Genomic DNA, 21,354 nt, shown 5'->3' on the forward strand with positions numbered 1-21,354 from the left:
CATGTCTGCTTACGCCCAGGAGATTTATGAAAAAGGAAATAACTAGGGTAAGGTTATTCCCTTCCCGGCAGCTTTTTCAAGCCGCCGTTTTAGGATAACTATATATTATCAGGGAAAGCTTAAAGAAACCTTAAAATAAACTGTTAGATTATATTTTTTTAAAATCAAACAGACTTTATGTTATGATATTATCATGAACAAAAAAGAAATCAGACAGCAACTCATTGAGGAATTAAAAGCTCAGGGCCGAAAAGAAAAAGCAGGGCTTGATAAGCTGCTGCTGGAAAAGGTCATACGGTCAAAAGCCTACCAAGACAGCAGAGTTATCGCGACCTATATGGCTTTAGCTTTTGAATACAACACCCAGCTCCTGATAGAAAGAGCTGTCAAAGATGGCAAAAAAATTCTTGTCCCTCGGACTCAGCCGCAGGGAGAAATGGTGTTTGCTCCTTATCATCCCGATCGTCTGGTGAAAAGTCAATTTGGTATTCTGGAGCCGGACAACAGCCAGAAGGCAGTTGCTTCTTCAGAGATCGATTTGATACATGTTCCCGGGCTGGCCTTTAATCTGAAAGGTTTTCGTATCGGCTACGGTAAGGGTTACTATGACCGCTATTTGGCGGATTTTAAGGGCAGGACATTCAGTACGATATATGCCCGGCAAAGGATTGAATTTCAAGAAGATGAGCATGATATTGCAGTAATGGAGGTTTTTTCTCAATGAAAGAAGAATTTAAAAGAAATCCAGTTACCTTATTTTTATTGTCACTGACTTGTTTGCTGTTTGTATTGATGCAGCTGCTGTATTTTGGACAGGCAACTTCAGTGCAGGCGGTGATAACGTTTGGCGGTCTGTACGGGGAAATTCTGAAAATTTTTCCGAGTCAGGCATGGCGCTTAATCACACCGATTTTTGTCCATATCGGCTGGGAGCATTTCATCTTTAATGCCCTGTCTCTCTATTTTATCGGCAGGATAGCTGAACAGATTTGGGGTTCGGGCCGTTTCTTGCTGCTCTATATTCTAGCAGGTCTTTCCGGCAATATTTTTGTTTTCTTTTTTGAACCGTCAGTAGTTGAAGCGGGAGCATCAACTTCTTTATTTGGTCTGTTTGCAGCGGTTGCCATTATTGGTTATTTTGGAGCTAACCCGATGCTGCGCCAGCTGGGACGTTCTTATGTTGTATTGATAGTGCTGAATCTGGTTTTTAACCTAATCACCCCAGGTATTAGCTTATCAGGCCATCTGGGTGGTTTGATAGGCGGCGCTTTGTGTGCTGTTTTTCTGCCAACCCTTTATGAGGCAAATGCTTTCAGCAGAACTCAGCGCCTATCAGCTCTTTTAGTTTATCTGGTTTTGATGGTCGTTATGCTTTTTGCTGCCTTTTCTCAGGGATAATGCCTTGCCCTTTTACAAAAAAAAGCCTCTTTGGAGATCAGACGGTAGTTCTGATTCCCAAAGAGGCTTTTTATAAAGATTAGGCCTGATCCGACAGGCTTTGTCCTAAACTGATAATATAGTCTTTTAAATCATCTTTAACTTGAGGATGCTGCAAAGCATAATCAATAGAGGTTTTCATAAAACCAAATTTATCACCGACATCGTAACGGTTGCCGGTAAATTCACGAGCAAAAACACGCTGAGTTTTGTTGAGCGTATCGATAGCATCGGTCAGCTGAACTTCATTTCCGGCACCTGGTTTTTGGGTTTCCAGAATATCAAAGATTTCAGGAGTCAGCAAGTAGCGGCCGATAATAGCTAAATCACTCGGCGCCTCTTCCGGCAGAGGTTTTTCAACAAAAGTTGCCACACTGTACAGTCCGTTGACCCCTTCGCCTTGAGGAGCGATAACGCCGTAAGCAGCTGTTTCTTCATGAGGGACTTGCATGACAGCAATAGTAGAGGCATGGGTTGCTTCATAGTCCTCTATGAGCTGTTTGGTTAAAGGGACAGCCTGACTGCTGGTGATATCCATCAGATCATCGCCCAGCATGACCACAAAAGGTTCATTGCCGACAAAGGCCTTAGCCTGCAGAACGGCATCGCCCAGTCCGCGCGGATGGCTCTGGCGGATGAAGTGGAGGCGGATACCAGTGGTTTCATCGACCAATTTTAATAAATCATTTTTTCCTTTTTCTTTGAGGTTGTATTCTAATTCAAAATTGGAATCAAAGTGGTCTTCGATAGAACGCTTTGACTTACCGGTAACAACTAAAATGTCTTCAATACCTGATTTCAAGGCTTCTTCAACAATAAACTGAATAGTTGGCTTATCCACAATAGGCAGCATCTCTTTGGCGAGGGCTTTGGTTGCAGGTAAGAAACGTGTTCCAAGACCAGCTGCAGGAATCACTGCTTTTCTGACTTTTTTCATAAAAAACTCCTTTAAACTGCTAGGCTTATTATACCATATTTCTCATTTTTTCAGTAGCTGTCTTACAATTTAGTGCCATTCATTCTCTGAACGAAATTCATTGGACATCATGCCGAGAATGCTTTCTTTAACATCAGCTCCTTCATAAATGGCCTTGTAGATAGCTGTTGTAATAGGCATATAAACCCCAAGTTCTTGGGAGATTTCATAAGCAACCTTAGTAGTTGAGATTCCTTCAATAACCATCCCCATATTGCGTTCAATATCTTCCAATTTTTCTCCGCGCCCCAGTGCATCTCCTGCCCGCCAGTTGCGGGAATGAACCGAGGTTCCGGTAACAATCAGGTCGCCCACTCCGGAAAGACCGCTGTAAGTCAGAGGATCAGCGCCCAGTTTGACACCAAGTCTGGTAATTTCTGCTAAGCCGCGAGTAATGACAGCTGCCTTGGCATTGTCCCCATAACCGAGACCGTGCAGAGCTCCTGCTCCGACAGCAATAATATTTTTCAGTGCCCCTGCTGTTTCAACTCCGATAACATCAGTATTGGTATAAAGCCGGAAATAACTGTTGCTGAAAAGTTTTTGCACATATTTAGCGGCCTCTAAATCTTTTGAAGCAGCAGTGATTAAGGTGATATCCCGGACAATGGTCTCTTCTGCATGGCTGGGACCGGAAACAACGACAATGTCACTGCGAAGGTCGGATGGAATTTCTTCTTCTAAAATAACGGATAAGCGCTCATGAGTTCCAGGCTCCAGACCTTTAGACGCATGCATCATGACGACCTTGTGATCTAAACATTCGGCGACTTGTTTGGCAACCAGTCGAGTAACTTTTGTTGGGACTACAAAAAGAACAGCATCTGCATCACGGAGGGCTTCTTCTAAATCAAGGGTTGCTTTAATTTTGTCATCCAGTACGATATCTTTAAAGTACAGCGTATTTTTATGCTGACTGTTTAACTCTTCAATCTGTTCCGGCAGGTTTCCCCAGAGGCAAACCTCATGACCATTGTCATTAAGGACCTGCGCCAGGGCTGTTCCCCACGAACCGGGACCTAAAACGGCAATTTTCTGTTTAGACATCTCTACACTCCTTATATTAAGATACAAAGCCCGTATAAAAATCCGTATGAAAATAGGGACTGACAAGTGATGCTGGCATCACGATGGCAGGCATCTTTTTCATTAGGATTTTAGGGCGTGTTCAATTAACAAGATACAAAGCCCGTGAAAAGAGCAAAGCAAAAATAGGAGACTGACCGCTGAGTCATTAAAGACTCTAGGGAAGTCTATCTTTTTTGCACAGCTCTTGGGGCGTGTTCAGTTCCACCAAGCTACAAAACCCGTATAAAAATCCGTATGAAAATGACGGTAAGCCAGAAATCTTTGATTTCGTAGGCGCCCCTCTGCCAGAACGACTAGAAAGGTGCGGTCGACTGTTAAGGCGACAAAGCTTTCAGACGTTTACGGCTGACGGTAAGCCAGAAATCTTTGATTTCGTAGGCGCACCCCTGCCAGAACGACTAGAAAGGTGCGGTCGACTGTTAAGGCGATAAAGCTTTCAGACGTTTACGGCTGACGGTAAGCCAGAAATCTTTGATTTCGCAGACGCACCCCTGCCAGAACGACTAGAAAGGTGCGGTCGACTGTTAAGGCGACAAAGCTTTCAGACATTTACGGCTGACGGTAAGCCAGAAATCTTTGATTTCGTAGGCGCCCCTCTGCCAGAACGACTAGAAAGATGCGGTCGACTGTTAAGGCGACAAAGCTTTCAGACGTTTACGGCTGACGGTAAGCCAGAAATCTTTGATTTCGCAGACGCACCCCTGCTAGAACGACTAGGGAGCGAGACAGAACCACAGACCGTAAAGTTCGATGTCTCGCCCCCGCAAGGCCTAGCAGACATTTTAAAGCTTTGAAAAAGCGACTAAAATGCCGCTAGGCTACTGCGTCTTGTTTATATTACAAGCAATGACTTGGGAGACTAGGATTTTTGTCTGCCTTCAGACGTCTATGGCTAGCTAACTTGAAATCAATTCTAAACTTAGCCTTGTCTTTTTCGCTAGGAATTTTAACCCGTGTTCAGTTTCCCAGAATACCTAAGTCTGTATCAATATAGTTGGATACAAAGGTGTCTGATAGTGTTTTTACTAATAATTCCTAAACAGACCGCTTTTCCATTAACTTAGGTTTGGGCTAATAATATCCATGTTTATTTCATTATAACATAGCCGCCGCTTTTGTATGAGATTTTACTGGAAATAAAAAGATATCTGTTTAAGTTGTCAGCGCAAAAGCGTCTAAATTAAGGACCGCCGCTTTTATAGGACAAAACAGCGGTTCCTGACTTCGGCCCGCTTATTTACGCTTCCAATTTTTAGGTCTTAACTATTGCCAACTGTTCCTAATTTTGTTATTCTATAAATGTCTTCAGGGCAGGGTGCAATTCCCGACCGGCGGTGACTTTTCGTTTACTGTTCCTGCTTGATGGCCTGCAGGGTATTTCTGCAGGGCTGATGCTTAAAAATAAGCGGCAGGAATATGAAACGGGAAGAAGTCCGCGAGCGCAAGCTGATGCGGTGCAATTCCGCAACCGACAGTAAAGTCTGGATGGGAGAAGACGAAGGGCTTTTTGTTTTGTCTGCGGCAAAATAATACTCTTTGGGACTTCTTCCAATTGTTAAAAATTGGAGGAATTTTTTATGACTAAAACACGGCAAATGGCTTATATTGCCATTCTTTCAGCTCTTTCATTTCTGCTGATGTATATTCAGTTTCCTTTGATTCCGGCGGCTGGTTTTTTGCAGGTTGATTTTTCGATATTGCCTGTTCTGCTCGGTCTGGTCATTTTTGATTTAAGCAGTGCTTACGTGATTTTAATCATCAGGACGCTTCTTAAACTCTTGCTAAATAATGGCGGAGTTTCAACCTTAATCGGTCTGCCAATGAATTTTGTGGCTCTCGGCCTCTTCGTGTTGGCTCTGGCTCTGCTTTGGAATAAAAAGCGGACGGTTAAAAGCTATATTACAGGGTCAGTCGTAGGCACACTCGGCTTGACCGGAGCAATGTTCATTCTCAATTACATTTACGCTGTACCGCTTTATGCCAGATTTGCTCATTTTGATATTGATGCGCTTTTAGGCTTAGGGAATTATCTGTTTGCCATGGTCATTCCATTCAACCTGCTTGAGGGTCTTATTTTTGCTGTGACTTTCTTGCTTTTATATACTTGCTTAGAGCCTGTTTTAAAGAAATTATAGACCTTTATGGTATAATAACAGTTATGAAAAATAAACAGACGTATTTGATGCTGGCTTCCTTTGCTTTGCTTCTTTTTATGGCTTTGGGCTATTTGGTCAGATTTTACCCTGAGACTCTGGCAGAGCTTGACGCCGCTGTTCAGACGGGCTTGCGAGGGGATTTGCCTCATTTTCTGACAGTTTACTTCAAAACAGTGACCGTCGTTGGCAATCCTTCCATTCTTATTGCAGGAACAGTCTTATGTGCTCTTTTCTTTGCTTTGGTTAAAAAATGGCGGACTGAAGCCTGCTTCTTGGCAGGCAATTTGCTGCTGATACTTATTTTCTCAACGGCTTTTAAGTATTTATACCAGCGCCCTCGGCCAGACTTGCTCTATCTGATTGAGAAACCTATGGGTCCTTCCTTTCCCAGCTGGCATGCTGCCTCGACCTGCCTTATTTTGGGGGCATTGATGATTATTGCAGCACAAAGGCTGAAGAACACTTGGCTGAAATATGGCCTAGAGCTGTTTTTAGCCCTGCTGCTGATTAGTGTCGGCCTATCTCGTATCTATTTGGGGGTTCACTATCCTTCAGATATTGTGGGCGGCTGGCTGCTTGCGGCGGCTCTGCTTGCCTTTCTTTATCCTTTTTATGAACAGAGACGCTTCATCTGGCGCTTTCAAAGTAAGCAAAGATAGGGTTGGCAGCTGGAAATTTTCAGCCTGTAAAAGCAGTTCTAAGGCTTAGAATATTTTCCTTTTACAAGGGGACTGCTTCAATGATGATTTCAGTCCAAACCAAAAATTGGAGAGTAAGGACAAATCGGTAACGATTTTCCCTCACTCTCCTTTTTTAAATAGAAGTGCTATAATAAAAATATGAACAAACGCTATCATACATTAAATGCTTATTACCGCCGGCTATTTGGTGAAAAAATTTTCAAAGTTCCTATTGATGCCGGCTTTGACTGTCCCAACCGCGACGGAACGGTAGCGCATGGTGGCTGTACTTTCTGTACAGTATCGGGGTCTGGAGATGCTATCGTGGCACCTGATGCACCAATCCGTGAACAGTTCTACCGCGAGGTGGATTTTATGCACCGTAAATGGCCGGATGTCAGAAAATATTTGGTCTATTTTCAAAATTTTACGAATACGCATGACACTCTTGATGTTATTCGCGAGCGCTATGAGCAGGCTATCAATGAACCGGGTGTGATCGGCATCAACATTGGGACCAGACCGGACTGCCTGCCGGACGAGACGATCGCCTATTTGGCAGAATTATCAGAGCGGATGCATGTGACGGTTGAACTCGGTTTACAGACAACTTATGAAGAAACTTCCCGCCTGATTAACCGGGCTCATTCCTATGATTTGTATGTTGAAACAGTTAAACGGCTTCGCCGCTACCCCAAGATTGAAATTGTATCGCACCTGATTAACGGCCTGCCGGGTGAAACAGCAGAAATGATGGTGGAGAATGTCAGACGCTGTGTGACAGATAATGACATTCAGGGCATCAAACTTCATCTGCTGCATTTGATGACTAATACACGTATGCAGCGCGATTATCATGAAGGGCGCCTGAAGCTTCTCAGTCAAGATGATTATATCAAAATTATCTGCGATCAGCTGGAAATCATTCCTAAACACATTGTGATTCACCGCCTTACCGGGGACGCTCCTCGGCATATGCTGATTGGTCCGATGTGGAGCCTGAATAAATGGGAAGTCCTCAACAGCATAGATCAGGAAATGGAAGCCAGAGGCTCTTATCAAGGCTGTCGCTTATGAGCATGCCGCAATTTGAGAGACCGCAAGAAGGAGAAGAGCTTGCATGGTTTAAACAAAAAGGAGCTTTTATGATTAAAAAACCGCTTGATTTGTCTCATGAATTTTTGGCAGAGGTACTGGATGCGAACAGTACCGCTCTTGATGCGACGATGGGAAATGGGCACGATACGGTCTTTTTAGCCCGTTTAGCTAAGGATGTTTATGCCTTTGATATTCAGGAAGAAGCGGTTGTGCAGACGCAAAGCCGGCTGCAGGAGGCAGGGCTGACGAATGTTCAGCTTATTTTAGACGGGCATGAGCATCTTGACCGTTACGTTGAATCTATCAATGCTGCTATCTTTAATCTGGGCTACCTGCCCAAAACGGATAAATCGATTATGACAAAACCGGCAACAACCCTGCAAGCCCTGCAGAAAACTTTGGACTGTCTGCAGATCGGCGGGAGGGCAGCATTGATGGTTTATCATGGGCACAGAGGCGGTGCTGAAGAAAAAGACGCTGTTTTGACTTTTGTAAAAAGTTTGCCGCAAACCCAATATTCAACTATGCTTTACCAGCCTTTAAACCAAATCAATACCCCGCCTTTTTTAATCATGATTGAAAAGTTAAAATAAGATATAAAATACAGGGCTGCTTCTTATTTTTACATGGACTTAGCCCGTATCAATGCCCAAGATGCAAAACCTGTTTTAATAAAAAGCGACAGTTTTTAAGTAATCTGCACCCATTAGATTTTATGCTTAACTTTTGGGGTGCAGATCAAAGGCTGCCGCTTTTTATTTGATTTCCGGTTTGATAAAGAAACGCTGCTTATCAATGGGCAGAATGCTGACGGGGTTTTCATAAAAATTTTCCAGTACATGAGGAGTAATGACGTCTTCTTTTTTACCCTGAGCAATGATTTCACCTCTGCGCAGCAGAAGGATATGATCCATACTTTTAGTGATTTCTTCGGCATGGTGCGTAACAAAAATCAGAGTCGGTGCCTTGGGCAGGTTGGCAATGCCTTCAATCTGCGACAAGAGTTTTTCCCGGGCAAAGAGATCCAGACCGCTGGTCGCCTCATCTAAAATGATGATTTCCGGTTCTTCCATCAGACTGCGGGCAATGAGCAGGAGCTGCTTTTCGCCTTGTGAGAGACTGGCATAAGGCCGTCCCAGCAAATGCCTGCCGCCGAGCATCGTCAGCATTTCTCTTGCTTCACCGAGCTCTTTTTCGCCGTAGGCTTTATAGAGGATACTGGATTTATATTTACCGGTCAAAACAATTTTTTCTGCCAGCATCTGCTTTGGCAGCCGTTCAGCGATAAAAGAACCGGCAGTACCGATTTTTTTACGGATTTCAGCTATGTCCCCCTGTCCAAAGGACAGCCCTAAAATTTCCATTTCCCCTTCTGAAGGAAAATATTCGGCCATGAGGAGTTTGAGCAATGTCGTTTTTCCAGAACCGTTCAGCCCCAAAACTGCCCAAGTCTGCCCTCTTTCTACTGTCCAGTTAAGATTCTTTAAAAGTGTTTGATTCTGTCTGATAAGGCTGACATTTTTCAGAGAAATAACCGCCATCCTTCCCCTCCTTAAACAAGATACAAAGCCCGTTAAAAGAGCAAAGCAAAAATAGGAGCCTGACCGAGGAGTCACTAAAGACTCAAGGGAGGGCTATCTTTTTTGCACAGCTCTTAGGGCGTGTTCAATTCACAAGATACAAAGCCCGTTAAAAGAGCAAAGCAAAAATGACGGTAAGCCAGAAATCTGTGATTTCGTAGGCGCACCTCTGCCAGGACGGCTAGAAGGGTGCGGTCGGCTGCTAAGACGACAAAGCCTTCAGACGGCTACGGCTAGCTAACTTGAAATCAATTCTAAATTTAGCATATCTTTTTTGCACAGCTCTTAGGGCGTGTTCAATTTAGTCTTTTTCATTATAGCATATCTAAAAAGGTATAGCCAAACAGGAGTTGGTAAGGATTGGCCCTTTAGCTAGAGCAGAGCTGCCTGAAAGGCTGGTTGAAGTTTTAAGTCCAACAGACGGCAGACGAAAAGGCAAAGATGTTTTTTTGATGACAGCAGGATTAAAAATAGCCAGCTTATCGTCAATCTTTAGGAAATGTGCTATAATGGGAATACTATCACTTTTTAGGAGAATAACCAATGGAAGACCCTGGCAGTCAGTCTTTACTTTTTCAATTTATTTTACTACTGATTTTGACGCTTCTAAATGCCTTTTTCTCGGCCAGTGAAATGGCCTTGGTCTCGCTCAACCGTTCGCGTGTAGAGCAAAAAGCAGAAGAAGGCGATAAAAATTATAGCCGCTTGTTGTCAGTCCTTGACAAACCTAATAACTTTTTATCAACCATTCAGGTTGGTATTACTTTTATCGGCCTGCTTTCTGGGGCCAGTTTAGCTGATTCTTTGGGAACACAGGTTGCCGTTTGGTTTGGAAATTCAGCAACTGCCAAAACGGCAGGAAGTCTCATTGCGCTTATTTTTTTAACCTATGTGTCCATCGTCTTGGGAGAACTTTACCCTAAGCGTATCGCAATGAATCTTAAGGACAGATTGGCCATTATTTCAGCGCCTGTCATTATTGTGCTCGGCAAGCTTGTCAGCCCTTTCGTCTGGCTTTTATCGGCTTCGACCAATGTATTGAGCCGGATTACTCCTATGACTTTCGATGATGCTGATGAAAAAATGACACGGGATGAAATTGAGTATATGCTGTCAAACAGTGAGGAAACACTTGATGCAGAAGAGATCGAAATGCTTCAGGGAGTGTTTTCACTGGATGAAATGATGGCGCGTGAGGTTATGGTTCCCCGAACAGATGCCTTCATGATTGACATTAACAATGATACCAGAGAAAATATTGAAGAGATTTTAAAGAAAAACTTCTCCCGTATACCTGTCTATGATGACGACCGCGATAAGGTTATCGGTGTTCTTCATACTAAACGGATTTTAGATGTGGGATTTCGCGACGGCTTTGCCAATATTGTCCTGCGCAAGCTTCTGCAGGAGCCGCTTTTTGTTCCAGAGACAATCTTTATTGATGATTTGCTGAGACAGCTCCGCAATACTCAAAATCAAATGGCTATCTTGCTGGATGAATACGGCGGGGTTGCCGGTTTGGTCACCCTCGAGGATTTATTGGAGGAAATCGTCGGTGAAATCGATGATGAAACGGATAAAGTAGAGCAGTTCGTCCACGCTATCGGGGATAATACCTATATTGTTCAGGGGACGATGACTTTAAATGACTTTAATGAACACTTTGATGTTGAACTGGAAAGCGATGATGTTGACACGATAGCCGGCTACTATCTGACCGGTGTCGGAACGATTCCCAGTCAGGAAGAAAAGGAAAGTTTTGAAGTGGACAGTAAGGAGAAACATCTGCAGATTGTCAATGATAAGGTGAAAGACGGCCGCATTACAAAGCTGAAGGTGCTCATCTCTGATATAGAACAGTATCTTGAAGAAGACTAAGCAAATCTTAGTCTTTTTATGTTGAAAAATGATATAATAGTATTAGGTAAACGATTGCAAAGGAGGGACATCATGACAGAGATTGATTACGGTCAAGTTACAGGAATGGTTCATTCGACTGAAAGTTTCGGATCTGTAGACGGTCCCGGAATTCGTTTTGTCATTTTTATGCAGGGCTGCAAACTGCGCTGTCAATACTGCCATAACCCAGATACGTGGGCCATGGAAACTAATATGTCCCAGGAAAGGACGGTAGATGATGTTTTAAATGAAGCTTTGCGCTATCGCCATTTTTGGGGAAAAAACGGCGGTATTACGGTATCAGGCGGTGAAGCCATGCTGCAGATAGATTTTATTACAGCTCTTTTCACCAAGGCAAAAGAACTGGGGATTCACTGCACTTTAGATACTTGTGGGTTTGCCTATCGGCCTACTCCTGAATATCATAAAATCGTAGACAAACTTTTGGCGGTAACCGATTTAGTGCTTTTGGATATCAAGGAAATCAATCCAGAGCAGCACCTTTTTGTCACACGCCAGCCTAATAAAAATATCCTGCTCTTTGCCCGATATCTTTCAGATAAGGGGATTCCTGTCTGGATTCGCCATGTTCTGGTACCTGGTCTGACAGATATTGATGAACACTTAATTGAGCTGGGAGAGTTTGTGGCAACACTAAAAAATGTCGATAAGTTTGAGATTTTGCCCTATCATACTCTGGGAGAATTTAAATGGCATGAACTGGGTATTCCTTATACGCTTGAAGGGGTTAAGCCGCCGACTAAGGAACGGGTGCAGAACGCTAAAAAGCTGATGCATACAGAAAATTATAAAGATTATATGACGCGCGTGCATGGCTGATAGAGGATGTCAGCTGCTCTTACCGCCGGCTGTCTGCTGGCAGTAAGAGCGGCTTTTTTGTTTCTTGAAAACCGCTGCTGTCTTATTAGTTTTAAAGTACAAAAAACCACCAGCTTTGAAAAAAGCTGATGGCTGTGATATCAAAGGAAAGGACGGGATTTGAACCCGCGTGTGAACAAAGTCCACTTGCCGGATTTCGAGTCCGGTGCCGTACCAAGCTGGGCCACCTTTCCAAAATAAAAGAGCTGCGCTCTACCTAAAGAGGGTTAAAAATAATCGTAGCAATAAAAAAATGCGGAAAAAGGGATTTGAACCCTCACGCCCTTAAGGGCACATGCGCCTGAAGCATGCGTGTCTGCCGTTCCACCATTTCCGCATTAACAGAGACTATTATAACCTAATTTGAAAAAAAATCAAGTGTTTTAGCTAACAGAAATGAGATTAAATTTTCATAAATAGCTCTAAGTCCTGTAAAATCAAGCTATCTCCTGTTTTAAAAAATCAAATTTAAAATAGTTACAGTCGATTGCTGTTATAAAATAAAGGACCTGCAATCGATTCATTTTTTGAAATTCTCCAGGATGAGCTCGGCTATTTCTTTGTAATGACTTTCTAAAACAAAGTGGCCGCCATTTAAAAGAACAGCTTTAGCATTGGGATTATCTCTTTCAAAAGCTAAAGCACCTTGGTAAATAAAACTGGGATCGTTTTTCCCCCACACAGCTAATAATTTGGGCTGATGTTCCCGAATATATGCCTGAAATGCCGGGTACAGTGCAATATTTGACTGATAATCAAAAATAAGATCAGATTGCCGTTCGGCATAATCCTCGCTTTGTGTATAATAAATGTCTAATAAATAGCCGTCCGGCGCAATATTAGCCGTGTTTTCTCCGGTAGTATACTGTCCTATAATGGTCTCAGGAGCAAAGGCTGATTTGTAAGCCTCACGCAGTTCAGGGGTAGGGTTCTTCCAATATTCAGCTCTTGCTGCCCACTTTTCGCCAAGTCCTTCCTGATAAATATTGCCATTTTGACTGACGATCCCATGAATACGTTCAGGATATTTTAGGGCTAGACGGAAGCCGATAGGAGCCCCGTAGTCAAAAACGTAAAGGTAGAATTTGTCAACAGAGAGTGCATTTAATAACTTATCAAGATAATCTGTCAAATGCTCAAAAGTATAAGCGAAGTCTGTATGCTTAGGTGCGGCAGACTGTCCAAAACCGATAAAGTCAGGAGCGATGAGATGGAAGTCCTTTTCCAGTAAAGGCATTAATTGGCGAAACATATGACTGGATGATGGGAAACCATGTAATAAAAGGAAGTGAGGTTTGTCCCTGTCACCAGCTTCACGATAAAAAATATCAAGTTCTTCAATTGTTTGTCTCTTGTATTCCATAATATCACCTCATTTCTTGCTTTAAGTTTATCGCAAAAAAATCGGTTTGCCTATAACAAAATTATGATATACTTATCATAAATAGTGATAAGAAGGAAAAAGCATGCAGATTCAGGATTTAAAAATCTTTAAAACAATTTACGACACGGGATCTATTAATAAAACTGCTCAGATACATAACTTTGCCCAGTCTAATATTACAGCGCGTCTAAAAGTATTGGAAAATGAATTTTCAACCTTGCTTTTTAATCGCTCTTCAAAAGGTGTAACCCCAACAAAAAACGGCAAAGTCTTTTATGACTATGCTTGTTCGGTCATTGCAAAGACAGATAAATTAATAGAGCAGCTCGCTCAAGGGAGTGTGACGAAGTATGTCTGGGCACCGGAGATGCTGTTTCAGTATTTAGTTGTCGAAAAGCAATTATTTTCACTTACTGATTATCATTTTGAGATTAAAAAAATGCATGAAATTTTAGCTCTTAAACATTCTGAACAAGATATCATTATGTCATACTATCCTTTGTCACTGCCTAACTATCAGCTTAGCAGCGGGGGGAGCTTTGACATTACTTATGAATACTCACTGGACTGCCGCAGGTCAGAGGATTTGCCGGTCTTAATTAACAGCGATGAAATGTGCCCTTTCCGCAGAAAAACATTAGAAGTGGTTGCTCCCAGTACAAAGATTATTGAAATTGATTCTTTTTCAACTATTATTGGACTTGTTGAAAACAATCAGGGCTGTGCCCTTCTGCCGGTTTTTGCTGAAAAAGCCCATCGCCTGCATTCAGATGGTGCTGGCGAAAGATTTCCAATAGATTTTTTTATTTATCAAAGAATTTAGATTATAGGTGCATTCCATGCCGACTGCAGGCATTGAACAAGCAGATGGCCGCTTGATGGGCGGTTATCATGTGGTGTATAAAAATTTCAGCTTTGAATCATTTAGGCAGTCTAAAAACTGTCTTTTTTAGATTTTTATGGTCTGCTCTCATTCTGGCTGCAGATGCAGACAAAGCAAGCTATTTTATGAAAGCTTCCTTTCAAAGAGACAGCGCCTAGTTTTGGTTTAGTCTTGTCAGATTCTCAGTCGACGGTCCCTAAAAAAACAATGATAGGTTTTTGTTGATAGGAGATTTGTAGGTGCCAGAAGGCGTTCTAAAAGCATACGTTTTATGTATGCTAGCTTAGAAAACTGGTAATGTACACCCTGAATTTAAGAGGTTATAATGAACTTATCAAAAGAATGAGGTGACCGTATGTCCAATACAATTACATTAAATGATGGGAACAAGATTCCGGCAGTCGGTTTTGGTGTTTTCCAAATCCCGGCGGATGGTTCAACTTATACAGCTGTTAAGGAAGCCTTAGAAGTAGGCTACCGCCATATTGATACTGCCCAGGCTTACTTCAATGAAAAGGAAGTCGGACAGGCAGTTAAAGATTCAGGAATCGCGCGTGAGGAAATCTTTATTACCAGCAAACTCTGGATTCAAGATTATGCTTATGAAACCGCTCAAGCTACCATTGATGCCACTTTGGAAAAAATGGGTCTGGATTATCTTGATCTCTATCTTTTGCATCAGCCTTACGGTAAAGTAGAAGAAGCTTGGAGAGCTTTAGAAGAAGCAAAAGCCGCCGGAAAGATTAAATCAATCGGTGTCTCCAATTTTACCCCGCATTTTTGGAAGACATTTGTACCAAACTTTGCAACTGTCCCAGCAGTTAACCAGGTTGAATTCAATCCTTATTTCCAGCAAAAAGAATTGCGTGAGCTCCTTGCCAAAGACAAGGTCAAAATTGAGGCTTGGGCACCGCTTGGTCAAGGGAATAAAGCACTTTTTTCAGAACCGCTTATTGAACAGCTGGCTGAAAAATATGGTAAAGACACAGGTCAGATTATCCTGCGTTTTGAAGTACAGGAAGGTATCATTGTTCTTCCAAAATCAACCAAGAAGGCGCGTATGGCTTCAAATAAGGAACTTTTCGACTTTGCATTCACCGATCAGGAAATGGCGGAGCTTCGTGCACTTGATAAAGGAAAAGGCAGCCACGATCCAGATGCCCCCGGTGTCGGTGACTACCTCCTGTCAGCTTATGACATTCATGCTAATGACTAACCGTTAAGCAGACCAACACCTCTCTTGCAGTCTCAGCCGATACTGTTCAAAATTAGGCAGTATACTGGTTTTTGACTGTACTTGTTCAGTCAAGGAGGTGTTTTTATTGTTTATGCTTAATCCAGTCAGCCCAAGCCTTTTGGATAGAGCTGATACTGTCCTGAAGATGGGATTTAGCATCTTTACGGTAGGCCAGATAGAAATCAACTTTAGCCGCCTCATCAGTGATCGGCAGTTTCAAACGACGGCTGCGGAGCAGCTCTTCTTTACTGGTCTGTGCCAGATTTGTTGTAAAAAACGGCAGGCTGGAGTAACGTCTGATTTCGTTGAAATCATCCATTTCAGATTGATACAGAAACTTGGCCTTTGGAATATGCTCTTCAATGATTTTTTGCCAGATACCGATGTCTCGGAAAACGACGAAACTAAAACCGGTCATTTCTGCAAATGTAGTTGATTTTTTATTGGCCGGGATTGTCATAGCATCTCCCATGACAGACAATGTTTCAGTACCAATGTAGAGAGATTCGATAGAGGCTGTCTCTAACTCTTGACTTGTGAAAATAAGCTGATACTGGTGTCTATCAAGTGCATCTGCTACTTGGTTTTCAGAAATAAGACTATTTTCAACAATGAGGTTCTCTGCTTTGACAGTTTCCAGCACATACAAGGGGCCTGGTGCAACAGTTCCCAGTCTGATCTTGCCCAAATAACGGTCAAATTGCTGGATACGGCGGATAAAGTCTTGTTTGGCCTGCAGTAAATCAGCAGCTTCCTTGGCCGCTAATTTACCTGTTTCAGTCAGACTGATACGGTTAGGCTGCCGGTCAAAAAGCTGAACGTCTAATTCTTCTTCTAACTTCTGCATGCCGCGCGTGACTGTTGGCTGGGTTACCAAAAGCTGCTCTGCGGTAGCAGAGAGCGTCCCGTATTTTGCAAAAGCCACCAGAGCTTCTAACAGATAATCTTCAATCATGAGCGGCGTCTTCCTTTCAATGTTTAAAGTATGCATTAACTGTATACTACCACAAAAAAGAAAGAGTTTTCAAGTATTCATTTTAAGTATGGGCTGATTTGTGAAGCAAAGTGCCTGTGCCATTTAATTACTTGAGATGCTGTCTATGAAACTTCAAATTTCAGACTTACCGCCTATTTTCCTTTTGCGTTTTTAACGGGCTTTGTATCGTATCTTTATTCAGCTTTGCTGGCTGCAAAAAGAAACCGTTTTCTTTTTATGGTATAATGACCTTGAGACAAAGAAACGGGGTGATGTCATGAGAGAAGTTGTTAAAACGCTGTTTGGCCGAATTGACACGCAGGATATTTATAGCTACACATTTGAAACGGATACTGGCTACCGCTTGACCAGTATGCCTTATGGTGCTACGATACTGGATTATGTGACGCCGGATAAAGACGGGCATTTTGCCAATATTAACCTGCGCTTTGACCGTTTGGAAGACTATCTGGTTAAAGGCCCGAAATTTGGTGCCAGTGTTGGTCCGGTTGCCGGCCGCATTGGCCAGGGCAGGTTTGAATTAAATGGGCAGACCTATCAGCTGCCGCAAAATAATAAGACTAATAATATGCACAGCGGGTTAGATGGTATTCATGTCGCATTGTTTGAGGTTGAAGAGCTGACGGATTGTTCTGTAACTTTCTATACTGAGCGTGCCGATGGCTTCGGCGGTTTTCCCGGTCCTGTTAAAATTTGGATTACGCACAGCTTGGCAGAGAATGGGACCTTGACACTGACTTACGAAGCAACTGCGGATAAGGATACTCTTTTCAATCCGACAAATCACGCTTATTTCAATCTCAGCGGGGATAAGTCCCAACTAATTGATGACTTTCAGCTTAAGCTTAATGTAACAGGCTATTATCCCTTGAATGAAGCCAGCCTGCCGACTGAAACAATCGACAGTCAAAGTGATTTTGTACAGAAACTGATGGCAGGAACAGTTATTGGAGCGATTAGACAATCATCAGATCCGCAAATCCGTCTGGCTGGCGGTATTGATCATCCTTTTGCGATTGATCCAAAGCAAGAGGCTGCAGCAGAATATTATGATCCTAAGTCGGGACGCCTGCTGACTGTTGAGACTGACTGTGACTGTCTGATTGTCTATACTGCAAATAACTATAATGATTTTACCAAATCTAAGGGACATCCGGCTCACAATGGCTTAGCCTTGGAAACTCAGGCTATTCCTGATGCGATTCATCGTGCAGAGAAAGAACAGGTTATTTTACGAGCCGGTCAGTTTTTAAAAACCTCAACGCGTTACCGTGCGACAGTTAGATAGTTAGATAGTTAGCTAGGGAGCCATCACTAATTCTAGTGATGGTTTTTATTTATAGCAATATTTGAACAGCCAGGATTTTTAAAGCAGCACAAGCTTAAAGGAATTGTTAACTCAGATGAGAAAGAGAAGCCGTTAAAAAAGCAATCGCCTTGACTTGTAGTTAACTGTAAGTGCTACACTGTTAAATAGTGAAAAGATGAAGGCTTAGTTTGTCGGCTGTATGGCAAAGCAGTATTTGGCTTATGCAAGGACATATTTCTCAAACAGCGGTGACTGTCTCCAAGTACTGCTCTCAGCCGGCTGCCTTTGTCTTATTGAACTGTTGATAATTAAAATACGAATGAAATCTAAGGGAGAAAGAGAGATGACTAATCAAAATACTTATACCATCACACAGGTTTCTGAAAAATATAACATCAACCCCAATACCCTACGCTATTATGAGCGTATCGGACTTTTACCGCCAGTTCCGCGGAAAAGCAATGGCAACCGATACTTCACGGATGATTTGAACAAATGGCTGGAGATGATTATCTGTTTTCGGCACTCGGGAATTCCGATTGAAGCTCTGCTTGACTACTGTCAGCTGCTCAGGCAGGGGAGCTCTACCTTGGAGGCACGAGAGGCCCTACTGCGTGAGCAGCGGGAGATGCTTCTGGAAAAGCAAGCTAATTTACAGCGCAGTATTGACCGCTTAAGCCATAAAATCAGCCTTTATGAAACAGGTGAAATCCTGAAAGATGACAGCTATTACGAAGAGTACGGTATTTTTTTCGATAAAGACGGCAGCTGGAAACAAAGTTAAGAAATTAGAAGTTTGCAGCATAAAATCAACCACTGCGTCAAACGCATCCATCTAAAAAAGTTACAGAGGCAGGAAGTTTTGTTCCTGCCTCTGTAACTATATGCTATAAAATAACTCATTTTGATATTTTACCTACTACCCAATTAGCAACTTTTTGTGAAAGAAGAATCGGTCCTGTAATAACTGGATAGTAGCCCCCTCTAATATCAAATAATTCTTTATCAGTCAATGGCTTAGTTTTTTTCATCTTAGGCTTCCTTTCTATTTTTATGTCTCCAGCATACAGTAAAACAAAAAAAGTAACATGACTTGTAAGTCAGGTCTAAATAATTATTTAATAGGCAGCAGGAATTAACATTTTTTACGTATAGTAAAGTATAAGCTGATTAATATTGCTACATATCGGTTAATTTAATAGCCACAAATTAGTATCTTCTATATCTTACGTATAATAGCTCTAAAAATTTGTGCAAAGTCAACTACTTACAAAAATTATAAAGAGTGTTACTTGTTTTTTCAGTACTGCTATGCTATACTGAAAAGCAATTAAAACGAATTTATGGGATGTTTTTTATTATACAGTATCAAAACAATTTGGAGACTGCTATGGATAATATTAAAAGCGCAATTGGGAAAAAAATCCGAAATGCGAGAATCAATAAGGGTTTGACACAAGCAGATATTTGCGATGATGAATCGGAATTTACACTTAGACAATTAGCAAGAATTGAGAATGGACAGGCAATGGTGACAATCCCTAAACTTTTATTTTTAGCTAAAAAATTGGAGATTCCGATTCAAGATTTAGTTGATATCGAAAAAATAGAGATTCCGAAGCGTTATTTAGAATTAAAAAATAGACTTATCAAAAGTCATACCTATGGTGATAAGGAGAGAATTGCTAAACAGGAAGAGATATTTGATGAAATTTATAATAACTATTATGATTTCCTTCCTGAAGAAGAACAGTTACTAGTTGAGGCCCTACAGGTACAACTAAATGTTTTTACGAGTAGGGATATAGGTTTTGCTTTAGGCTTTTTAGAGGAATATTTCCAACAAATACTCACCAAAAAGAACTACAGCTACAATGATTTGCTGATTGTATATGTCTATTTTACGTGCTGCGCTATGGGGCTTGAAGATAAAAAGTATTTTGATGAACTTTCCAAGAAAGTTTTGCTTCATATCGATTATAGTAATCCAGAGATGCTGTATTTATTGGAAAGAGTTTTAGTTAGTATTCTTGTTCAATCTGAAACTAAAGATTATTTGTTTTATACTAAAATATTTAGAGAAATTATGAAGGAATCTAATCATTTTCAACATAAGCCAGTAGTCTATGTTTTCGAAGCAAAATACTATTTAGATATCGAACAAAATAAAAATAAAACAATAGAGTCTTATGATAAAGCTATTATGTTTGCTAAGATGCTCAATGACGAGGTATTAGCGAGAAATATTGAAATAGAAAAAAAGAATGATTTAGCAACCTGACTCAAAAGTCATGTTATTTTTTAAATTTTTTCAGTATACTAAAGGCATAAATATAAAATTTAAGTAAAAGAAAGGAGAGCACAATGGTTTTGATTTCTGATCCATTGGAAGTTTGCCTATGGATTCTAGTATGAAATACGGAATAGAGTTTGGATGCATAGAATATCAAAAATTATGATTAAAAAACATACTAATCTAAAATGTCAATGTCTATGTAGAACTGACGTAAATCATAGGCTTTTCAAAATTATTTTATTTACTTAAAATTTTAATTAATTGTAGGGCTGTTAATTTAAAGATGATAAAACTGATAAATCTTCGATAGAGTTAGCTGAAAATGATATTCTTATAGCATTGAAAACGTTTGTTTCGTTCTTGGTAAAGCACATAATAAAAAATATATAAAGAAAGGCGGTAATTTACTATGACTAAATTTGGAGTAATGGATAGTATTTCTAAAAACTACATGGCTCTTTCAGATAAAGAGTTGATGAATACAGAGGGGGGTATTGTAGTTACAGGCACAGCAGTAGGAATAGGTGTTGGAATTTTTACAGGAAGTTTTGCAGTAGGATATGCTATTGGACAAAGTACTAAAAGATAACAGATTTTAGTGGCAAAGGAGTAAAAATGATTATTACAGGAAAACACATTTTTAACGTGGTATATGTATTTAATTTAATTTTTCATACTCTTTTTATCAGTTATCAACTAATACAGCATAATACACTTGATGCTGCTTATCTAATTGTAGCAGGTGCTAGTGTTGCAGTAACAACATTAATTTATATTATAACTAAAGAGAGTAAGTTGAGTACGTAAATTAGAGATATAATATAAAGGAGGATATTATGACTAAATTTGAAACAATAGATAATATTGCTAAGAACTATGTAGATCTTTCGGATAAAGAGTTGATGGAAACGGAGGGCGGTTCAATTACATTAACAACAGGAGCGTTGATTGGGCTTGGTCTAGGAGCAGCTGGATTTGGAGCAGGGTATTATTTTGGTCATAAGTAAAAGAGGCAAATAAATATGATGAGGATGGGATAGCCACTGTGTGTACACTTGTCTTTATCTTATGGAATTTGTCCTATATTCTTAATGGTTTAAAAATAACTTATTGGTTCAATATAGATTTAATTCCGCTACCTATTGTAGTTATTCTACATCTAATTAATTATGAAGGGAGTAGAATAATTACAGGTAGTTAATCAATTTACAGAAAAAAATCTGTTCTTCGCTTGACGCTAAGACAAGTGGAGAACAGATTTTAGTAATAAAAAAAGATTATCACAGAAAAATACATTTTTATCAGTAATCAACTGATACTATTTATTTAATTATAGCAGCGAGTTTAAGAATAGGATTTGCTGGAGGCTACACCTAGCTAGAATTTTTGGTTGAAATACTAGGCAATATAACTAAGAATTATACGACTCTTTCATACAAAGACTTAATGCAATT

At 40.9% G+C, this 21,354-nt stretch carries 22 protein-coding genes, 2 tRNA genes and 1 riboswitch; of the genes, 16 read left to right on the forward strand and 8 right to left on the reverse strand.

Translation table 11 applies throughout. The features are described from left to right. Positions 1-193: 193 nt before the first annotated feature. Positions 194-724: a 5-formyltetrahydrofolate cyclo-ligase gene (locus AB3329_RS04880; protein ID WP_368394612.1), complete on the forward strand. Its 531-nt coding sequence runs from the start codon at positions 194-196 to the stop codon at positions 722-724. Beyond that, positions 721-1,398: a rhomboid family intramembrane serine protease gene (locus tag AB3329_RS04885; protein WP_368394613.1), complete on the forward strand. Its 678-nt coding sequence runs from the start codon at positions 721-723 to the stop codon at positions 1,396-1,398. Before AB3329_RS04880 ends, AB3329_RS04885 begins: the two co-directional genes overlap by 4 nt. A gap of 79 nt (positions 1,399-1,477) precedes the next feature. On the opposite strand, the gene galU is transcribed toward AB3329_RS04885, so the two are convergent. Then, positions 1,478-2,374 (reverse strand): UTP--glucose-1-phosphate uridylyltransferase GalU, encoded by an 897-nt coding sequence (galU, locus tag AB3329_RS04890; protein ID WP_368394614.1) that lies wholly within the window; start codon positions 2,372-2,374, stop codon positions 1,478-1,480. A 69-nt stretch (positions 2,375-2,443) separates the two neighbouring features. After that, a complete protein-coding gene (locus AB3329_RS04895) occupies positions 2,444-3,460 on the reverse strand; it encodes an NAD(P)H-dependent glycerol-3-phosphate dehydrogenase (RefSeq protein WP_368394615.1) in 1,017 nt (338 codons plus the stop codon). Positions 3,461-4,799: 1,339 nt separating this feature from the next. After that, positions 4,800-5,003: riboswitch (FMN riboswitch) on the forward strand. Positions 5,004-5,079: 76 nt separating this feature from the next. On the opposite strand from AB3329_RS04895, the gene AB3329_RS04900 reads away from it, so the two are divergent. From AB3329_RS04900 to mnmM, 4 genes are all read left to right on the forward strand, one after another. Beyond that, positions 5,080-5,637, forward strand: coding sequence for an ECF transporter S component (locus AB3329_RS04900; RefSeq protein WP_368394616.1), 558 nt, complete (start codon positions 5,080-5,082; stop codon positions 5,635-5,637). Between the two features lie 23 nt (positions 5,638-5,660). Then, positions 5,661-6,317 (forward strand): phosphatase PAP2 family protein, encoded by a 657-nt coding sequence (locus AB3329_RS04905; RefSeq protein ID WP_368394617.1) that lies wholly within the window; start codon positions 5,661-5,663, stop codon positions 6,315-6,317. A gap of 180 nt (positions 6,318-6,497) precedes the next feature. Next, positions 6,498-7,415 carry a tRNA modification radical SAM protein MnmL/YtqA gene (mnmL, locus tag AB3329_RS04910; RefSeq protein ID WP_368394618.1) on the forward strand — a complete coding sequence of 306 codons (918 nt, stop codon included), beginning with the start codon at positions 6,498-6,500 and terminating at the stop codon, positions 7,413-7,415. 68 nt (positions 7,416-7,483) lie between these two features. Then, on the forward strand, positions 7,484-8,029 hold the full coding sequence (gene mnmM / locus AB3329_RS04915; RefSeq protein ID WP_368394619.1) for a tRNA 5-(aminomethyl)-2-thiouridylate-methyltransferase MnmM: 546 nt from the start codon (positions 7,484-7,486) through the stop codon (positions 8,027-8,029). A 162-nt stretch (positions 8,030-8,191) separates the two neighbouring features. Here the strand turns inward: mnmM and AB3329_RS04920 are convergent, their stop codons facing one another. Beyond that, positions 8,192-8,977 carry an ABC transporter ATP-binding protein gene (locus AB3329_RS04920; RefSeq protein ID WP_368394620.1) on the reverse strand — a complete coding sequence of 262 codons (786 nt, stop codon included), beginning with the start codon at positions 8,975-8,977 and terminating at the stop codon, positions 8,192-8,194. A gap of 582 nt (positions 8,978-9,559) precedes the next feature. On the opposite strand from AB3329_RS04920, the gene AB3329_RS04925 reads away from it, so the two are divergent. Beyond that, positions 9,560-10,894 carry a hemolysin family protein gene (locus AB3329_RS04925; RefSeq protein ID WP_368394621.1) on the forward strand — a complete coding sequence of 445 codons (1,335 nt, stop codon included), beginning with the start codon at positions 9,560-9,562 and terminating at the stop codon, positions 10,892-10,894. A gap of 69 nt (positions 10,895-10,963) precedes the next feature. Further along, complete coding sequence (gene pflA / locus AB3329_RS04930) at positions 10,964-11,755, forward strand: pyruvate formate-lyase-activating protein (protein WP_368394659.1); 792 nt, start codon at positions 10,964-10,966, stop codon at positions 11,753-11,755. A gap of 144 nt (positions 11,756-11,899) precedes the next feature. Here pflA and AB3329_RS04935 read toward each other — a convergent pair. The 3 genes from AB3329_RS04935 to AB3329_RS04945 all read right to left on the reverse strand — a co-directional run bounded on the left by AB3329_RS04935 (position 11,900) and on the right by AB3329_RS04945 (position 13,157). Continuing rightward, positions 11,900-11,988 (reverse strand) — tRNA-Ser (locus AB3329_RS04935). Positions 11,989-12,048: 60 nt separating this feature from the next. After that, positions 12,049-12,131: transfer RNA gene (locus tag AB3329_RS04940), tRNA-Leu, on the reverse strand. 183 nt (positions 12,132-12,314) lie between these two features. Further along, on the reverse strand, positions 12,315-13,157 hold the full coding sequence (locus tag AB3329_RS04945) for an alpha/beta fold hydrolase (protein WP_368394622.1): 843 nt from the start codon (positions 13,155-13,157) through the stop codon (positions 12,315-12,317). A gap of 103 nt (positions 13,158-13,260) precedes the next feature. Here AB3329_RS04945 and AB3329_RS04950 point away from each other — a divergent pair, with 103 nt between their 5' ends. Further along, positions 13,261-14,001 carry a LysR family transcriptional regulator gene (locus AB3329_RS04950; RefSeq protein ID WP_368394623.1) on the forward strand — a complete coding sequence of 247 codons (741 nt, stop codon included), beginning with the start codon at positions 13,261-13,263 and terminating at the stop codon, positions 13,999-14,001. Positions 14,002-14,416: 415 nt separating this feature from the next. Further along, positions 14,417-15,277: an aldo/keto reductase gene (locus AB3329_RS04955; RefSeq protein WP_368394624.1), complete on the forward strand. Its 861-nt coding sequence runs from the start codon at positions 14,417-14,419 to the stop codon at positions 15,275-15,277. Positions 15,278-15,380: 103 nt separating this feature from the next. Here AB3329_RS04955 and AB3329_RS04960 read toward each other — a convergent pair whose 3' ends face one another. Further along, a complete protein-coding gene (locus AB3329_RS04960) occupies positions 15,381-16,253 on the reverse strand; it encodes a LysR family transcriptional regulator (RefSeq protein WP_368394625.1) in 873 nt (290 codons plus the stop codon). 298 nt (positions 16,254-16,551) lie between these two features. On the opposite strand from AB3329_RS04960, the gene AB3329_RS04965 reads away from it, so the two are divergent. Both AB3329_RS04965 and AB3329_RS04970 read left to right on the forward strand, forming a co-directional pair. Further along, positions 16,552-17,583: an aldose epimerase family protein gene (locus AB3329_RS04965; RefSeq protein WP_368394626.1), complete on the forward strand. Its 1,032-nt coding sequence runs from the start codon at positions 16,552-16,554 to the stop codon at positions 17,581-17,583. A gap of 364 nt (positions 17,584-17,947) precedes the next feature. Then, positions 17,948-18,388 (forward strand): MerR family transcriptional regulator, encoded by a 441-nt coding sequence (locus AB3329_RS04970; RefSeq protein WP_368394627.1) that lies wholly within the window; start codon positions 17,948-17,950, stop codon positions 18,386-18,388. A gap of 115 nt (positions 18,389-18,503) precedes the next feature. Here the strand turns inward: AB3329_RS04970 and AB3329_RS04975 are convergent, their stop codons facing one another. Continuing rightward, entirely contained in the window at positions 18,504-18,635 is a 132-nt protein-coding gene (locus AB3329_RS04975) for a hypothetical protein (RefSeq protein WP_368394628.1), read from the reverse strand. A gap of 359 nt (positions 18,636-18,994) precedes the next feature. Here AB3329_RS04975 and AB3329_RS04980 point away from each other — a divergent pair, with 359 nt between their 5' ends. The 4 genes from AB3329_RS04980 to AB3329_RS04995 all read left to right on the forward strand — a co-directional run bounded on the left by AB3329_RS04980 (position 18,995) and on the right by AB3329_RS04995 (position 20,907). Beyond that, on the forward strand, positions 18,995-19,885 hold the full coding sequence (locus tag AB3329_RS04980; protein WP_368394629.1) for a helix-turn-helix domain-containing protein: 891 nt from the start codon (positions 18,995-18,997) through the stop codon (positions 19,883-19,885). A gap of 424 nt (positions 19,886-20,309) precedes the next feature. After that, positions 20,310-20,489: a class IIb bacteriocin, lactobin A/cerein 7B family gene (locus AB3329_RS04985; protein ID WP_227806866.1), complete on the forward strand. Its 180-nt coding sequence runs from the start codon at positions 20,310-20,312 to the stop codon at positions 20,487-20,489. Between the two features lie 26 nt (positions 20,490-20,515). Continuing rightward, entirely contained in the window at positions 20,516-20,707 is a 192-nt protein-coding gene (locus AB3329_RS04990) for a hypothetical protein (protein ID WP_368394630.1), read from the forward strand. 29 nt (positions 20,708-20,736) lie between these two features. Further along, the gene (locus AB3329_RS04995; protein ID WP_368394631.1) at positions 20,737-20,907 is read left to right on the forward strand and encodes a class IIb bacteriocin, lactobin A/cerein 7B family; all 171 of its coding nucleotides are present in this window, start codon (positions 20,737-20,739) and stop codon (positions 20,905-20,907) included. Positions 20,908-21,354: the final 447 nt, after the last annotated feature.

Source organism: Streptococcus huangxiaojuni, assembly GCF_040930515.1.
GTDB lineage: Bacteria > Bacillota > Bacilli > Lactobacillales > Streptococcaceae > Streptococcus > Streptococcus huangxiaojuni.

What these genes read in the sequence shown, in the direction of transcription:
- mnmM (WP_368394619.1), top strand. Translation starts at nt 7,484, where the DNA reads ATGATTAAAAAACCGCTTGATTTGTCTCATGAATTTTTGGCAGAGGTA.
- AB3329_RS04955 (WP_368394624.1), top strand. Translation starts at nt 14,417, where the DNA reads ATGTCCAATACAATTACATTAAATGATGGGAACAAGATTCCGGCAGTC.
- AB3329_RS04945 (WP_368394622.1), bottom strand. Translation starts at nt 13,157, where the DNA reads ATGGAATACAAGAGACAAACAATTGAAGAACTTGATATTTTTTATCGT.
- AB3329_RS04990 (WP_368394630.1), top strand. Translation starts at nt 20,516, where the DNA reads ATGATTATTACAGGAAAACACATTTTTAACGTGGTATATGTATTTAAT.
- AB3329_RS04950 (WP_368394623.1), top strand. Translation starts at nt 13,261, where the DNA reads ATGCAGATTCAGGATTTAAAAATCTTTAAAACAATTTACGACACGGGA.
- AB3329_RS04895 (WP_368394615.1), bottom strand. Translation starts at nt 3,460, where the DNA reads ATGTCTAAACAGAAAATTGCCGTTTTAGGTCCCGGTTCGTGGGGAACA.
- AB3329_RS04920 (WP_368394620.1), bottom strand. Translation starts at nt 8,977, where the DNA reads ATGGCGGTTATTTCTCTGAAAAATGTCAGCCTTATCAGACAGAATCAA.
- AB3329_RS04880 (WP_368394612.1), top strand. Translation starts at nt 194, where the DNA reads ATGAACAAAAAAGAAATCAGACAGCAACTCATTGAGGAATTAAAAGCT.
- AB3329_RS04885 (WP_368394613.1), top strand. Translation starts at nt 721, where the DNA reads ATGAAAGAAGAATTTAAAAGAAATCCAGTTACCTTATTTTTATTGTCA.
- AB3329_RS04900 (WP_368394616.1), top strand. Translation starts at nt 5,080, where the DNA reads ATGACTAAAACACGGCAAATGGCTTATATTGCCATTCTTTCAGCTCTT.
- AB3329_RS04925 (WP_368394621.1), top strand. Translation starts at nt 9,560, where the DNA reads ATGGAAGACCCTGGCAGTCAGTCTTTACTTTTTCAATTTATTTTACTA.
- AB3329_RS04975 (WP_368394628.1), bottom strand. Translation starts at nt 18,635, where the DNA reads ATGAAAAAAACTAAGCCATTGACTGATAAAGAATTATTTGATATTAGA.
- AB3329_RS04965 (WP_368394626.1), top strand. Translation starts at nt 16,552, where the DNA reads ATGAGAGAAGTTGTTAAAACGCTGTTTGGCCGAATTGACACGCAGGAT.
- AB3329_RS04985 (WP_227806866.1), top strand. Translation starts at nt 20,310, where the DNA reads ATGACTAAATTTGGAGTAATGGATAGTATTTCTAAAAACTACATGGCT.
- AB3329_RS04995 (WP_368394631.1), top strand. Translation starts at nt 20,737, where the DNA reads ATGACTAAATTTGAAACAATAGATAATATTGCTAAGAACTATGTAGAT.
- AB3329_RS04980 (WP_368394629.1), top strand. Translation starts at nt 18,995, where the DNA reads ATGGATAATATTAAAAGCGCAATTGGGAAAAAAATCCGAAATGCGAGA.
- AB3329_RS04905 (WP_368394617.1), top strand. Translation starts at nt 5,661, where the DNA reads ATGAAAAATAAACAGACGTATTTGATGCTGGCTTCCTTTGCTTTGCTT.
- AB3329_RS04970 (WP_368394627.1), top strand. Translation starts at nt 17,948, where the DNA reads ATGACTAATCAAAATACTTATACCATCACACAGGTTTCTGAAAAATAT.
- mnmL (WP_368394618.1), top strand. Translation starts at nt 6,498, where the DNA reads ATGAACAAACGCTATCATACATTAAATGCTTATTACCGCCGGCTATTT.
- galU (WP_368394614.1), bottom strand. Translation starts at nt 2,374, where the DNA reads ATGAAAAAAGTCAGAAAAGCAGTGATTCCTGCAGCTGGTCTTGGAACA.
- AB3329_RS04960 (WP_368394625.1), bottom strand. Translation starts at nt 16,253, where the DNA reads ATGATTGAAGATTATCTGTTAGAAGCTCTGGTGGCTTTTGCAAAATAC.